Origin of the sequence: Streptomyces populi, assembly GCF_002911015.1 — a bacterium.
GTDB lineage: Bacteria > Actinomycetota > Actinomycetes > Streptomycetales > Streptomycetaceae > Streptomyces > Streptomyces populi.
In genome coordinates this window covers 45,197-59,061 of record NZ_KZ626869.1, presented here as the reverse complement: position 1 = coordinate 59,061, position 13,865 = coordinate 45,197, and the positions used below count along the sequence as shown (strand labels likewise).

The following is a 13,865-nucleotide window of genomic DNA, read 5'->3' as shown; positions in this document are numbered from 1 at the left end:
AGATCCATGCCTATTTCATCACTTACATACGTGCCTGTCGTGGAGGACTGGGTCTCCGGCTGGGTGGTGTCGCGGGGGGCGTCCGATCCCGTGGCGCGGCCGTGGGGCTGGACCGTCGACGTCGGGCAGCCGGCGCAGGTGGCGCGGCACGTGGTCGTCGACGCGAACGAGGCGCGCGTACGCGAGGCCGCCGCGCAGGCACGGGGGGAGGGGTGGTGGCTCAAGGTCTTTCCGCCCGAGCCGTGCGAGGCGCCGCAGGCGCGGGTCGGCGCGTGGCTCGGACCGGAGTGGGTGTCCGACGAGGCGGCGTTCCTGATGTCCCTCGAGCTGGCGCCGGTCGCGCCCGGCGCGCTTCCGTCCGGCTACGCGCTGCGCGTCTGGACTCGGGGCGACGTCGTCCGCGCGCTGGTCACGGCTCCCGACGGAGCGCTCGCCGCGCGCGGGCAGATGGGCGTGGCGGGGGAGGTGGCGGTGGCGGACCAGATCCTCACCGCACCGGCCCACCGGCGCCGTGGCCTCGGCTCCGTCGTCATGCGGGCGCTCCAGCGACAGGCCCTGGCCTCGGGCGCCACGCGTGCCGTCCTCGGCGCGACGGCCCAGGGGCGCGCGCTGTACGAGTCCCTCGGCTGGCGCACCCGCACGGCCTTCGTCAGCCTCCGGCGCGCCGCGGGGCCGACGGAGACGTAGGCCGTTCCGTCCGGATCCCGCGAGGTCCGTGGGGCTTCCCGAGCGGAGGTGCGGTCGTGTCGGGCGCACGGGAGACTGTGGGCCGAGTGGCCCCCGCCGCGAGGAGATCCACCCGGACAAGTAAGTCAAGCCTTACTTTCGGGGAGATCTCGCTGCACAGTGGAGGGCCGAGTCGAGGGAAGGGCCGCTGTTGCCGCAGTTCCATGAGGGTGCCGCAGGACAGATCGAGGCGGAGCAGGTCCACGTGGCCGCCATGTACGGGCTGCTCGACGAGCGATTGGCGGACGTACGGGCACAGTTGGCGGATGTGCTGAGGTCGTCGGCCGACAGCGCGGGCGAGGTGTACGAACGCGATGTCGCCGCGGAGCGACTGGCACGTGGTCTTCGCCGGCTGGAGGGAGCCGAGGAGGGGCTGGCGTTCGGCCGGATCGACGGTGCGGACGGAACCGCCCTGCACATCGGACGGGTCGGGCTGCACGTGGACGACCACGACGTGCCGCTGCTCGTCGACTGGCGGGCGGACGCGGCGCGGCCCTTCTACGAGGCGACCGCCGTCCACCCGATGGGGCTGCGGCGGCGCCGTCATCTTCGCGTGGAGGACCGCGCCGTACGTACGGTGAGCGACGAGCTCCTGGACGGATCCGAGGCCGCGACCGACGACGTCGTCGGCGACGGTCCCCTGACCGAGGCGCTGGAGGCGCGGCGCACGGGGCGGATGCGCTCGGCGGTGGCGACGCTACAGGCGGAACAGGACGCGATCGTCCGGTCCCCGCACCGCGGTGTCACGGTGGTGCAGGGCGGCCCCGGTACGGGCAAGACCGTGGTCGCGCTGCACCGGGCGGCCTACGTGCTGTACGCGTTCCCGGGCGTCGCCGCGCGGGGCGTGCTGGTGCTCGGGCCCAACGCCCGGTTCCTCGACTACGTGTCCCAGGTGCTCCCCTCCCTGGGGGAGAACGATGTGCTCCTCGCGACCTGCGAGGAGCTGGCCGGGGTGCTGCCCGCGGCCCCGGAGCCGTTCGACGTCGCGCGCCTCAAGGGGAGTTACGCGCTGGCCGAGGCGCTCGCGGACCTGGTGCGCTCCCGGCAGGCGCCCGGCAGCGGTTTCACGGTGCGCGTCGGGCAGGAGCGGGTCCACCTGGAGAGCGTGGACGTCGCCGCGGCGCGGGAGGCCGCGACGGCGAGCGGCCTGGCGCACAACCCCGCCCGGGAGGTGTTCAAGGAGCACCTGATCGGCACGGTCACGGGCGCCCTGGAGCGCGGCGCCGTCGAGACCCTCGAACACATCGACGCCGAGGTCGCCGCGAGCACGGGCATGAACCTCGACGCCGCGGCCGCGGCCGACCTGCGGGCCCTCGGCCTCGACGACGCTCCGGCCGCGAACCCGGCCGAGGTGTTCGACGCCGAGACCGTCCGGGCGAACCTCATGGGCGACGCCCATGTCGACCGCGCGGTGGAATCCCTCTGGCCGCGGCTGACGCCCGAAGGGCTCGTACGGACCCTGCTGGCGGACGCGCGCGCGATGACCAGGCACCTGGCGTCGCTCACCGGCGACGAGCGTGCCCGGCTGGTGCGTCCCTCCGAAGCCCCGTGGACCGATGCCGATCTGCCCCTGCTGGACGAGGCGGCAGCCCTGGTGGACGGGCCGCCCGAGCAGTCGTACGGGCACGTCGTGGTCGACGAGGCCCAGGAACTGACCGCCATGCAGTGGCGGATGGTGATGCGTCGCTGTCCGGCCAGGTCGATGACGCTGGTGGGCGACTTCGCCCAGGCGGGCGCCCTGACGGTGGCCGACGACTGGTCCCAGGCGCTGGGCCCGCACCTCGGCAGCCGGTTCGCCCTGCACACACTCACCGTCAGCTACCGCACGACGCAGGAGATCCTGGCGACCACCCACGGCCTGCTGTCGCGGATCGCACCCGGGCAGACGCCGAGCCGGTCGATCCGCCGTGGTGAGCCGCCGCGTCGGCTCACCACGGCCCCGCACACGATCGCCGCCACCGTGGCCGGGGAACTCCAGGCTCAGGCCGAGGCCCACCCGGGTGAACTGCTCGCCGTGATCTGCGCGGACGGCCGGGTCGAGGAGCTGGCGTCCGCGGGTGTCGCCGGGTGGGCGCGCCTCGTACCGGCCTCCGAGGCCCGCGGCCTGGAGTTCGACGAGGTCCTCATCGTCGCCCCGGAGGAGATCGCCGCGGCCCGCCCCAGCGGCGAGCGCGACCTGTACGTCGCCCTCACGCGCGCCACCAAGAGACTGTGCACGATCGCCGTGCGTCCGGCGCCGCAGCCCGTTCCGTGACGCTTCACGGGCTCCGGAGGCCGTGCACCGGCCTCCCGGGCTGCCCTGGCCGTTGCCGGCTCACCGACGCCGGTCCCCGCGGACCCCGCGCGGCAGGATGCCCGCGGGCATGACCGCCACGCGTCCGGACGCGAAGCCCTCGCCCGTCGGCTCGGTGCCGACGGGCGGGGGCGGAGGCGCTCTTCGGCCGCCGGCCGGCACTGGCCGGTGCCCGCGGCGCGCAAGGGGGGTCAGCGGGCGAACGGGCCGCCCAGTCGTGCGTACGACAGCTTCAGTGATGTCACCGAGTACGACTTCGAGCCCGACGTCGTGACGCCCGAGGCGGAGCCCTTCAGCAGGTGGACGAGGCCCCAGCGGTCCTCGTACCCGAGCTGCTCGTTGACGTCGATCACCAGGTCGGCGCGGCCGTCGCGGGTGTAGTCGGTGAGCTTGAGGTGGGAGCCGAACTGGTCCTCGGTCTCGGCGGTGCCGGTGATGCCGGAGGTGTCCTGGGTGTAGGACTTGGCGCCGGTGCCGGACAGACCGCCCGCGCGGCCGAAGAGGACGGTGACCGAGCCGGCGTCGCGCTTGGTGCCGAGGTCCTCGCCCCGGGCGCCGACGGCGAGGTCCGCGTAGCCGTCGCCGTTGATGTCACCGGCGGCGACGGCGGAGCCGAAGTAGTCCTCGTTCTCGGAGGAGCCGGGCACACCGGCGGTGTCCTGGGTGAACTTGACCGGCTTGCGGGCGGTGTCGGGACCGTTCGGGCCGCCGTACTGGACGGTGACGTAACCGCGCTCGTTCTCGGTCGTCTCGTAGCCGCGGCCGATGGCGAGGTCGCCGTGGCCGTCCTTGTCGAAGTCGCCGACGGAGAGGATGTCACCGCCCTGGTGGCCGTGGTCGTCGGGCACCCGCACCTCGCCCGCGCGCTGGGTGAAGGTGCTGCCGCCGCGGTGGAAGTAGGCCCGCAGGTCGCCGTCGGTGTTGCGCTGGAGGTCGGCGCCGAGGATGTACAGGTCGGTGGCGGAGTCGGCGGTGACCCGGCCGGCCACCAGGTTGGGGGCCCACAGGTAGCCGTAGGAGCCGCCCAGGGAGCTCCAGCCGCTCCTGCCGCCGGTACGGGTGAAGGGGCCCTTCAGGAGGACCACGCCCGCCCGGCTGTTGCTGGTGACGGCCAGGTCCTGGTCCCCGTCCCCGTCGAAGTCGCCGGACACCACGTCCTCGCCGAACGCGTCGCCCGAGCCCTCGTACTCCTGGGGAACCGGCGAGTTGAAGACCGTCCCCGAGCCGAGGCCCTTCGCGCCGCCCCACACGACGGTCAGCCCGCCGCGCATCTGCACGTCGCCGACGTCCTCGCCCGGCGAGGAGACGACCAGGTCGGCGTAGCCGTCGCGGTCGAGGTCGGCCGTGGTGGCGGCGGCTCCCCACTCGTCGTCGGCCTCCACCGCGCCCGGGATGCCCGGAGAATCCTGGTGGATGACCTGGACGCGGGTGCCGGGACCGGACGACGTGCCGTAGACGACGGTGACGCGGCCGTCCTTGCCGTGCGAGCCGCCCAGCATGACGAGGTCGCGGTAGCCGTCGCCGTTGAAGTCGTCGGACAGTTCGGCGGGGGCCGCCGATGCCGCGGGTGCGATGAGGACCGGTGTGCCGACCACGGCCGCGAGGGCCACGGCGACAGCGAGGGCGGTATGTCTGGCGTGCATGGGTCTCCGTTGTCGAGAACGTGCTGTGATCGACCTGTGAACTCGATCGACCGCGCTCTACGACATCGCCGGCGGCCGGATGGTTGTACGGCGGGGACGATCATCGACGGGGACGGCGAAGCGGACGTGCCCGCGGACCGCCGATGCGGGATGCCGTACGTTCGTGTGCACCGGCGCGCATGCGGGGGAGGGGACCTCGTACGGCAAGCCCCCTGATCGAGACCGAGCCGTACCGGCCTCGGATCCGCCCCGGCCGGCTCCGGCAGGACGACGGTGGTGGCCGAGTGGCCGCAGGGCGTGACCGCCGACGGGTGGAGTGCGGCGTGGTTCTCCTTCGACGAAGTCGCCGCCCACCTCGACGCCGCCGCCGGACGCCGGGACGGCAGGGTCGTGCTCGAAGTCCTCGACCGGGCCGACCTGTTCGTCGTCCGGCTCGACGGCAGGCGCCGCTGGTACCGCTGTCACCATCTCTTCGCGGACGTCCTGGGCTGCTCGATCACACGGGCCGACCGCATCGCCCGGGGCCGTCCGGCCGACGCGCGGCGCACCCGCGAGCGCGCTGCGGCCGGCCGCCGAGGAGCCGTACACCTTGCGGGGCACGGCGGACGCGCACGCCGGGCTGAGCCGGATCGCCTGGTGACCCGCCGTCGGCACCTACATGCTCGTCAAGGGCTTCCGGCCCGCAGCCGCCGTGACCGGGCAGGTCCGAACGGCCGGGAGCGGGTTGCGAACCACGCCGTACATGGGCCGCACGGCAGGACTCCGGCCGTTCAGGCCTCCTTGATCGCCGAGATCTCGAACTCGAGCTGGATCTTCTCGCTCACCAGGACACCGCCGGTCTCCAGCGCGGCGTTCCAGATGACGCCGTAGTCCTTGCGGTTGATGGTGAGCGAGCCTTCCAGGCCGACGCGGATGTTGCCGAACGGGTCGGTGGCGGTGCCCTCGTAGGTGAAGGGGATGGTCACCGACTTGGTGACGCCCTTGATGGTCAGATCTCCGGTGACGTCGAAACTGCTGTCGCCGCTGCGGTGGACAGCCGTCGAGACGAACGTGATCTGCGGGTACTCGTCCATGTTGAGGAAGTCGTTGCTGCGCAGGTGCTTGTCGCGATCCGCGTTGCGGGTGTCCACGCTGTGGGCCTGGATGGTCACCGTGCCTCCCGACCGGGACGGGTCGGCGCCGTCGAAGGACGCGTCGCCCTCGAACTCGGTGAACGCGCCCCGGACCTTGGTGACCATCGCGTGCCGGGCCACGAAGCCGATACGGCTGTGCGCGGCGTCGATGGTGTAGCGGCCGGTCAACGGGGACAGGTCGGTCGGGAACGCGGTCATCGCGGGACTCCTCGGGTCGGCACGCCGGAAAGGTGCATGGCGGACATGCAAAACGTAACGGTCATGCCGCGGACGCGCCCGCCGGTACGGCACGACGTGGTCTCCCGGCCGGAAACCCCCGGGAACCTGCCGCCTTCCGGGTGAACCCCGTCCCGCCGGGCCTGGCGTGACCGCAGGTCCTCCGACGGACCGGGCCTCGAGCACGCCCGCGGACCCGGGGCCCGGTCCGTCGGAACCACAGGGCCGTACAACGTCCGGCCGTCGCTGTCAGTGGCTGTCTGTAGCATCCGTGGCCGGGCCGGTGACCCGACCGACCCGCCGCGGGGGAGGGACGGAGTCGTGAACGGGCAGCGAGGGGAGTGCGGCGATGACGAGCGGTGACGGGGGCGGCGGGATGACGCCGGACTCCGATGACGAAGCCGCGCTGCTGCGGCCGTTGGCGTTCGCCGAAGGCGCGGGGCTGCCCCTCGCCCTGTGGGCGGTCCTGGCACGCGCCCTGTCGGGTCACCCGTGGACGGCTCAGGACGTGAGCGCGTTCCGGGACCGGGCGGGTGAACTCCTGGCCGAGACGCGGACACCGGAAGGTGCGGCCTACCGGCTGCGTGCCGGGGGAGACCGGTCGGACGAGCGGCAGGCGCAACAGGCCATCACGAACGCCCTGCTGGTTGAGGTCCCCCGTGACGGGGACGGCGGGCACCGCGACTGGCCGGCCGCCGCGCCGTACATCGTCGACCATCTCGCCGCCCACGCCGCCGCGGCCGGTGTCCTGGACGAGGTGCTGGAGGACGCCGAGTACCTGGTGCACGCGACCCCGCGGGGCCTGCTCCGCGCGCTCAACATCCCTGGCTCCACCGAAGGGCGGGTGCGGCGCAGCGTCTACCGGGCATCCGTCCACGTCCACGCCACCGCGAGCCTGTCCGAAAGACGGGACGTCCTCGCCATCGACGCCGCGCGCCACGGTGAGACCGGCCTGGCCCGGGAGCTGTCCCGCGGCCGCCCGTGGCGGCCGCGCTGGGCGACCGGCACGATGATCCATCCCGCGCTGCGCTTCACCCGGACGGGACTCGGCGTGGACGCCGCCGCGTGCACCGTCATCGACGGGCGCCCGCACGCGGTGACCGGCTGCTACGACTCGAGCGTTCGCGTGTGGGACCTGGTGGACGGTACCGAACGCCTCGTCATCACCGAGGACGACGGGGTCTACGCACTGGACTGCGCCGAGATCGACGGGCGTCCCCATGTCGTCACCGGAACCTGCTCCGGCGGTGTACGGGTGTGGGATCTGGACACCGGGGCCGAGCGGTTCACCCTCGAAGGCCACAAGGGCTGGATACGCGCGGTGGGCTGCACGGTGATCGACGGCCGGCCGCACGCGGTCACCGCGGGGGAGGACCGCCTGGTCCGGCTGTGGGACCTGGTCGACGGGTCGGAACGTGCGCGGATGCCCGGCCACACCGACGAGGTACGGGCGGTGGCGTTCGCCGAGGTCGCCGGCCGCCCCGTGGCCGTGACCGGGGGCTGTGACGACACGGTGAGGGTGTGGGACCTGGAGGACGGCGTCGAGCGGGCCGTGCTCACCGGTCACACGTCCGCCGTCTACTCGGTGGCCTGCACGGTGATCGACGGCGTCCCTCACGCCGTCACCGGCGGCGGCGGGGAGTGCGCGGTGCGGGTCTGGTGCCTGACCGACGGCTCGGAGCGTGCCGCGCTGGGCGGGAACACCTCGTGGACATCCGTCGTGAGCTGCGTCGACCTCGACGGGCGCCCCCACGTGCTGACCGCCGGCGCCGACTGCACGGTTCGCGTGTGGGACCTGACCGAGGACGCGGAGCGCGCCGTCCTGACCGGACACCAAGGTCATGTGGACGTGCTGGCCTGCACGGAGGTCGACGGGCGGCCGTACGCCGTGAGCGGCGGCCATTCCGCGAGCCCGCGCGTGTGGGACCTGGGCGACGCCGTCCCGTTCGCGGTGCGAGGGGGCCACACCGGGACCGTGCGGGCCGTGGGCACCGTGGACATCGACGGACGTCCGCACGCCGTCACCGGAGGCGACACCACGGTACGGGTCTGGGACCTGGCCGACGGGGCGGAACGGCACACCCTGTCCCACGGGCACCGTGTGGAGGCGCTGGCGTGCACGACGGTCGACGGCGGCCCTTACGCCGCCGTCGGAGGCTGCTGCGGTGCCGCCCGGGTCTGGGACCTCGCCGCGGGAACCGGACTGCGGGACCTTCCCGGCCCCGACCACCGGGTGGAGACCGTGGCGTGGGCGGACGTCAAGGGCCGTCCCCACGTGGTCACCTCCGACCAGGACCGCACCGTACGCGTGTGGGATCCGGACGAGGACGTGGAGCGCCCGCTCCTCACCGACCGCACCCGGTCGGCGGTACGGGCCATGGAGTCCGTCAGCGTCGACGGCCGCCCCCACCTCCTCACGGGCAGCGACGACGCCGCACTGCGGCTGTGGAGGCTCACGGGGAAGGGCCGACGCGTCACCGCCACCGTCCACACGGGGCACCACTGGGTACGGGCACTCGCCGGCACCGTCCTGGACGGCCGTCCGCACGCGCTGACCGCGGGCGGGAGCGACACCGCGGTACAGGTGTGGGATCTGACGGACGGCACCCTGCGGTCCACCCTTCAGGGACACCCGTCAGGAGTTCTCGCGGTGGCCTGCGCCACGTGGAACGACCGTACGGACGCCATCACCTCGGACGGCAGCGGCGCGGTCCACGTCTGGGACCTCGCTCCGGCCCGGCTCCGGGAGAAGGTCGCGCTGCCGGCGCGGGCCCAGTGCGTGACCGCCGCCGGTCAGGCCCTCGTCATCGGCATGGGCGACGACGTGGTCGTGCTCGACCGCGATCGCTGACGCGCGCGACCGGATCGGCCCGCCGCACACCTCCGGCCCCGACGCCGGCACGGTCGGACGCTCCCGGTGACATCGCGGGGCGCCGCCACGAGTGCGGCCCGCGACCAGGGGTGTGGTCGGGGGCCGCACTCGGGCCCGCACGCACCGTGGCGACGGGGCGGCGCCCGAGCCGGACTCAGTGCTCGGCCACGAAGACGTGCGCGGCGGTCCGCACGGTGAGTTCGGCGGCCTCCCCGCCGTTTCCGACCGTCACGCCGCGCGGCGACGACAGCACCGTCACGGTCGTGCCGGGCCGCGCCCCGGCGTGCCGCAGGGCGTGCATCAGCCGGAGATCGGTCCGGATCGGCTCCGCGATGCGCCGTACGACCACGCTCGCGCCGTTCGGACCGGGCTCCGAGTCGCTGGGGCCGACCGTGTTCTCGTCGGGGAACGGATCCGCGGTGTCCGGCCGGCCGAGTTCCTCCAGGCCCGGGATCGGGGCCCCGTAGGGCGACCGCGTCGGGTGCCGCAGCAGTTCCAGGACGCGGCGTTCGACGGCCTCACTCATCACGTGCCGCCAGCGGCGGGCTTCGGCGTGGGCCTGCTCCCGCGCCAGTCCGATCACGTCGACGAGCAGGCACTCCGCGAGCCGGTGCTTGCGCATCACGCGTGTGGCGGCCAGTCGGCCCGTCTCCGTCAGCTCCAGGTGCCGGTCGTCGGCGACGCGCAGCAGACCGGCGCGCTCCATGCGGGTGACGGTCTGGCTGACGGTGGGGCCGCTCCGGTTCAGGCGCTCGGCGATGCGGGCGCGCAGAGGGACCGAGCCCTCGTCCTCGAGTTCCAGGATGGTGTGGAGATACGTCCTCGTGGTGTCGGTGAGTTGGGACATGCGGTTCGTCAGGCAGGGGTTTCGGCGGTGGCGGTCAGGACCGCGCGGCCGAGGACGTGGCCGGCCATGGTGAAGCCGAGGACGGCCGGGGTGGCGTCGGCCGCGACGCCTGTGGACTCGACGCCGAGGGCGTGCACCACGATGAAGTAGCGGTGCGAGCCGTGTCCGGCCGGCGGGGCGGCGCCGACGAAGCGGGCGGCGCGGGCGTCGTTGGGCAGTTGGAAGGCGCCCGCGGGCAGGCCCGAGCCGGTGTCGTCGCCGGCGCCCTCGGGCAGCTCGGTGACGGTGGCGGGGATGTCGGCGACCGCCCAGTGCCAGAACCCGGACCCGGTGGGGGCGTCGGGGTCGTAGACGGTGACGGCGTAGCTCTTGGTGCCTTCCGGGGCGCCGCTCCAGGACAGCTGCGGGGAGACGTCCTTACCGCCGGGGACGCCGAAGATGCCGGAGAACTGCTCGGGCGGCAAAGCGGCACCGTCGGTGACGGTGGTGCTGGTGACGGTGAAGGAGGCCGCCTCGGGGAGACGGGCGAAGGGGTCGTTGGCGCTCATCGCGTTGTTCCTCTCGGGCCGTGCTGCGGAGTTGCGGTGACGTGGCCGACGGGAGGGCGTGCGGAGGCATCGCCGTCGCCCTTCACCGACCATGAAATCGACTATAGCAACAATAATCGATTATTCGCGGGATCGTCTATGCTGATGGCTGTGACTCGGACGGCCCCCACCTCGACCTCGCCGGCGAAGCAGATGCTCTCCGAGCAGGTCTACGCACACCTACGGGACGCGATCATGGGCGGGCGCCACGCCCCCGGTGACGCCCTCAAACCGCAGGACCTCGCCAAGGAGCAGGGCGTGAGCCTGGCCGTCGTGCGCGAGGCGCTCGTGCGGCTGGTCGGCGAGGGCCTCGCCGACCGGCTGCCCAACCGCGGCTTCGCCGTCCCGGCCGTCTCCGACCGCCGCTGGCAGGACATCGCGGAGGCCCGCCGGACCATCGAACCGGTCGTGCTGCGCATGTCCGTCGAGCGCGGCGACGTCGACTGGGAAGCCCGCGTGCGAGCCGCCCACCACCGCCTGGCCCGCACTCCGGTGTACGTGCCGGAAGAAGGCGAGCACTACAGCGACGCGTGGTCCGAAGCCCACCGGGTCTTCCACCGCACCCTGCTGGAAGGCTGCGGCAACCGCGTCCTGCTGGAGACCTTCGATCGGACGTGGACCGCGAGCGAGCTGGCTCGCCGCTGGTCGGCGAGCCGTCACCCCGGCCGGGACCACGTCGGCGAGCACCGCCGACTGGAGGAGGCGGCGCTCGCCCGCGACGCCGACACCGCGGCCGAGGTACTGACCCGGCACCTCACCCTGACCGTGGCCGGACTGGGCGAATGCGCCCACGAAGGCCTCTGACTCCTGCCCCTGCCCCGTGTTTCCGCAGGTCTGGAGCCCGGCGTGCGCACTGCTACTATTCATCTCGAGCTGAACGGCGGACATCACGCCGGTCGGCGATGCGTTGGTGGTCCAAGGAAAGACGCCCCGCTTCCTGCGGGGAAATGCAGGTGCAAGGCCTGCCCGGCGCTCCACGAAGACCCTGTCCCGGATGTCCGGGACAGGGTCTTTTCCGATGCCCGGAACCGGAGTCGGAGCCGACCGGAAGGACGGCGGCGCCACGGGGCCGCCGCGGTGCCCCTCATGACGCCCGTACTCTCCTCGGTGCCCTGGTGCGGATCCTGGCGAACCGGGCGGTCGTGCCCTCGGCCGATCGGCGCGCATCCGCCGTGTTCCTGCCCAACGGGAGCCAGGGGAAGGGGACTTCGGGTCTTCCTTTTTGATCGTCGGGGACGCCATGATGTCCGCATGGGGCGTGTGAAGCGTGTGCGACGACTGTCCGAGGCATGGCGTTGGCCCCTGGGCGGCCTCGTGCTCTCCGCGGTGAGCACACTGTTCGTGCCGATCGGCACGCTGCTCTGGTTACAGCTCTGCGTGACCGTCGGCGCGGTCATCACACTCGTGCGTATCGCGCACCGTGAGGTTCCTTTCCCGATCGCCGTGGCACAGTGGCGGCTCGGTGGGGATCACCCCGAAGTGCTGCGCGCCCGGGCGATGACCGCGGCGATGGCACTGCAGCAGGGGCAGGCGGGCCTGGCGGTGCACCGGCTGGAGCGTGTGCTGCCGGACCTCGCCCGCGTCCTCGGGCCCGATCACCCCGACACCCTCTCCGCCCGCAGTCTGAACCTCCAGATACGAGGTGAGCACGGTGGCCTGCCGGACCGCCTCGCTGCCGTGGCGGACCTGATCGAGGACCTCACCCGGGTCCTCGGCCCCGGACACCCCGACACACTGGCCGCTCGCTACTGCCGTGCCGAGTGGCTCTCCCAGGACGGCCGCACCGGCGAGGCCGAGACGGCCTTCGGTGACGTCATCACCACGGCGACCGAGAATGTCGGCCCCGACAGCGACATCACCCTCGTCGCGCGCAGTTCCCTGACGATCCTGCGCCACGAACGCTCCGGCGCCACGCCCGCGGACAAGGCCGCCGCGGTCGACGAACTGACCGCCGTCCTCGACGCCATGGACCGCGCGCTCGGCACCGACAACCCGACGACCGCCTCCACCCGCCGCCTGCTCGGCCAATGGAGAAGCACACGCACCGACCCGATGCTTCCCTCGGCCGACTGACTCCGCGCCCCCGCTTCTCGCGCTCACTCGTCGTCCTCGTCGTCCCAGAAGGATTCATCGAAGGGGTCGGGGTCGGTGACCCAGCCCGCGTTGAGGACGAGCCGGGAGGTGCGGTGCAGGGCGAGGAACCCGAAGGGTCGGTCGAAGCGGACCCTGATCTCGCGGGCCCGGAAGGGGTAACGCGGGGGGCCGCCGGCCGCCATGCCGAAGGCGGTGACGGCCGCGGAGCGGAAGCCGTGCGCGCCGAACGTGGCCGTCATCGACTGCGCGGCGGCCTGGACGGCAAGCGGCTCGGCGCTGATGCCGGGGAAGTGGCCTCGCGAGGTGTCCGTCGCCGTGCGCAGGCCGAACAGGTCGGGGTGGTCGAGCAGGTCGTGGTGGGCCTCGACGGTGAACGGCACGGTGGACACGTGGAGCGCGGGTTCGCCGTCGAGGCTGGGGACGCGAGCCACGGACAGCCCGGGGCCCGGGGTGCCGTATGCGAGGTGATCGCCGGAGACCACCGCCCGGCGGTCGTGCAGTGCGCCCACGGCGGCGGTCAGTACCTGGCCCGCGGTCGCCTCAGGTGTTCCCAGGTACAGGTGGACGTCGATGCCATGGGTGCCGATGACCTGGAGTTCGGTGAGGGGACCGGCCGCCGTCTCCACGACGCCGACCCGGTTCAGGAGACGGGTGGTCCGGTGCAGGCCGGCCAGGTCCTTGCCGCGCCAGGGCCCCGTTTCGGCTTCCAGACTGTCTTGAGCGAAGGGCCGGATCCAGTCGGTACGGAGGGTCAGGGCGCTGGCCAGCACCAGCAGGGTCTCGTCGGTCACGGTGACGGGCATCGTGTCGACCTGTCCTTGGGTGCACTTGGCCGCCCATGCGTCGAGCCGCGACTGGTCGCTGACGGGGTCGCCGGTGAGCCGCCCGTGCACGTCGGCGGGCAGCCGGTCCAGCCAGGCCGGTTCGACGGGCAGGGCGTCGCGGGTCCACAGCCCCAGGGCCGCGCCCAGGCCACGCGTCGCCCCCAGTGCGGAGAGCAGGTCCCGGGCGGCCGTCGCGGCGCGGTCCGCCGGGATGCCGAGCGCATCCGAGAGTTCCTGCCGGGCGGGACCCACGGCACCGTCGGCGAGGAGGCCGAGCAACGGCCACACCCCGGCCGCGGCCAGTACCGTGCCGTCGTGGGGCAGGGTCGCGGCCCAACGCGTGGTCAGTCCGTTGATGGCTTTGACTGCGTCGTGACTGGTCATGGCCGCCCCCTCATCGCTCCTGGATCCCCGCGAGAGTAGAACCCGGAGGTGCCGACCGGCGAGCGAATTGAATGTCGCGGCCACGGAGGGAACCCCGGTCGGACAGCTACCGACCGGGCGAGAGCCGCCGGGCGAGAGCCACCGGGACGGGCGCCGACCCGTTTCGCGGGCACCGGCCCACGGTCTCCGTGATGCCGGAGGTCGAGGGAAGCCCATCGAGTCGGACGGCGTCCGGCGGTGATGTGC

General features: G+C 73.1%; 11 protein-coding genes. 6 read left to right on the top strand and 5 right to left on the bottom strand.

Annotation, left to right across the window (positions count from 1 at the left end):
• The first annotated feature begins 30 nt into the window (after window positions 1-30).
• On the top strand, window positions 31-687 hold the full coding sequence (locus CW362_RS17545; RefSeq protein ID WP_240657844.1) for a GNAT family N-acetyltransferase: 657 nt from the start codon (window positions 31-33) through the stop codon (window positions 685-687).
• 190 nt (window positions 688-877) lie between these two features.
• A complete protein-coding gene (locus CW362_RS17540) occupies window positions 878-2,980 on the top strand; it encodes a HelD family protein (protein WP_103550420.1) in 2,103 nt (700 codons plus the stop codon).
• A 230-nt stretch (window positions 2,981-3,210) separates the two neighbouring features.
• On the opposite strand, the gene CW362_RS17535 is transcribed toward CW362_RS17540, so the two are convergent.
• Window positions 3,211-4,662, bottom strand: coding sequence for an FG-GAP and VCBS repeat-containing protein (locus CW362_RS17535; RefSeq protein ID WP_103550419.1), 1,452 nt, complete (start codon window positions 4,660-4,662; stop codon window positions 3,211-3,213).
• 273 nt (window positions 4,663-4,935) lie between these two features.
• On the opposite strand from CW362_RS17535, the gene CW362_RS45845 reads away from it, so the two are divergent.
• A complete protein-coding gene (locus CW362_RS45845; RefSeq protein ID WP_476756083.1) occupies window positions 4,936-5,532 on the top strand; it encodes a winged helix-turn-helix domain-containing protein in 597 nt (198 codons plus the stop codon).
• On the opposite strand, the gene CW362_RS17530 is transcribed toward CW362_RS45845, so the two are convergent.
• Window positions 5,433-5,993: a YceI family protein gene (locus CW362_RS17530; RefSeq protein ID WP_103550418.1), complete on the bottom strand. Its 561-nt coding sequence runs from the start codon at window positions 5,991-5,993 to the stop codon at window positions 5,433-5,435. The two genes, CW362_RS45845 and CW362_RS17530, sit on opposite strands and share 100 nt — an antisense overlap.
• Before the next feature lie 367 nt (window positions 5,994-6,360).
• Here CW362_RS17530 and CW362_RS17525 point away from each other — a divergent pair, with 367 nt between their 5' ends.
• Entirely contained in the window at window positions 6,361-8,862 is a 2,502-nt protein-coding gene (locus tag CW362_RS17525) for a WD40 repeat domain-containing protein (RefSeq protein ID WP_103550417.1), read from the top strand.
• Between the two features lie 175 nt (window positions 8,863-9,037).
• On the opposite strand, the gene CW362_RS17520 is transcribed toward CW362_RS17525, so the two are convergent.
• On the bottom strand, window positions 9,038-9,730 hold the full coding sequence (locus tag CW362_RS17520; RefSeq protein WP_103550416.1) for an iron-dependent transcriptional repressor DtxR: 693 nt from the start codon (window positions 9,728-9,730) through the stop codon (window positions 9,038-9,040).
• A gap of 8 nt (window positions 9,731-9,738) precedes the next feature.
• Window positions 9,739-10,278: a YbhB/YbcL family Raf kinase inhibitor-like protein gene (locus CW362_RS17515; RefSeq protein WP_103550415.1), complete on the bottom strand. Its 540-nt coding sequence runs from the start codon at window positions 10,276-10,278 to the stop codon at window positions 9,739-9,741.
• A 150-nt stretch (window positions 10,279-10,428) separates the two neighbouring features.
• Here CW362_RS17515 and CW362_RS17510 point away from each other — a divergent pair, with 150 nt between their 5' ends.
• Complete coding sequence (locus tag CW362_RS17510) at window positions 10,429-11,121, top strand: GntR family transcriptional regulator (protein ID WP_103550454.1); 693 nt, start codon at window positions 10,429-10,431, stop codon at window positions 11,119-11,121.
• A 447-nt stretch (window positions 11,122-11,568) separates the two neighbouring features.
• Window positions 11,569-12,390, top strand: a complete 822-nt coding sequence (locus CW362_RS17505) for a tetratricopeptide repeat protein (protein WP_240657843.1) — start codon at window positions 11,569-11,571, stop codon at window positions 12,388-12,390.
• Between the two features lie 23 nt (window positions 12,391-12,413).
• Here the strand turns inward: CW362_RS17505 and CW362_RS17500 are convergent, their stop codons facing one another.
• A complete protein-coding gene (locus tag CW362_RS17500; RefSeq protein WP_103550414.1) occupies window positions 12,414-13,619 on the bottom strand; it encodes a serpin family protein in 1,206 nt (401 codons plus the stop codon).
• Window positions 13,620-13,865: the final 246 nt, after the last annotated feature.

Excerpts from the sequence above, each read along its gene's own strand:
- CW362_RS17525 (WP_103550417.1), top strand. The coding sequence starts at position 6,361 with ATGACGAGCGGTGACGGGGGCGGCGGGATGACGCCGGACTCCGATGAC.
- CW362_RS17530 (WP_103550418.1), bottom strand. The coding sequence starts at position 5,993 with ATGACCGCGTTCCCGACCGACCTGTCCCCGTTGACCGGCCGCTACACC.
- CW362_RS17500 (WP_103550414.1), bottom strand. The coding sequence starts at position 13,619 with ATGACCAGTCACGACGCAGTCAAAGCCATCAACGGACTGACCACGCGT.
- CW362_RS17515 (WP_103550415.1), bottom strand. The coding sequence starts at position 10,278 with ATGAGCGCCAACGACCCCTTCGCCCGTCTCCCCGAGGCGGCCTCCTTC.
- CW362_RS17520 (WP_103550416.1), bottom strand. The coding sequence starts at position 9,730 with ATGTCCCAACTCACCGACACCACGAGGACGTATCTCCACACCATCCTG.
- CW362_RS17535 (WP_103550419.1), bottom strand. The coding sequence starts at position 4,662 with ATGCACGCCAGACATACCGCCCTCGCTGTCGCCGTGGCCCTCGCGGCC.
- CW362_RS17505 (WP_240657843.1), top strand. The coding sequence starts at position 11,569 with ATGGGGCGTGTGAAGCGTGTGCGACGACTGTCCGAGGCATGGCGTTGG.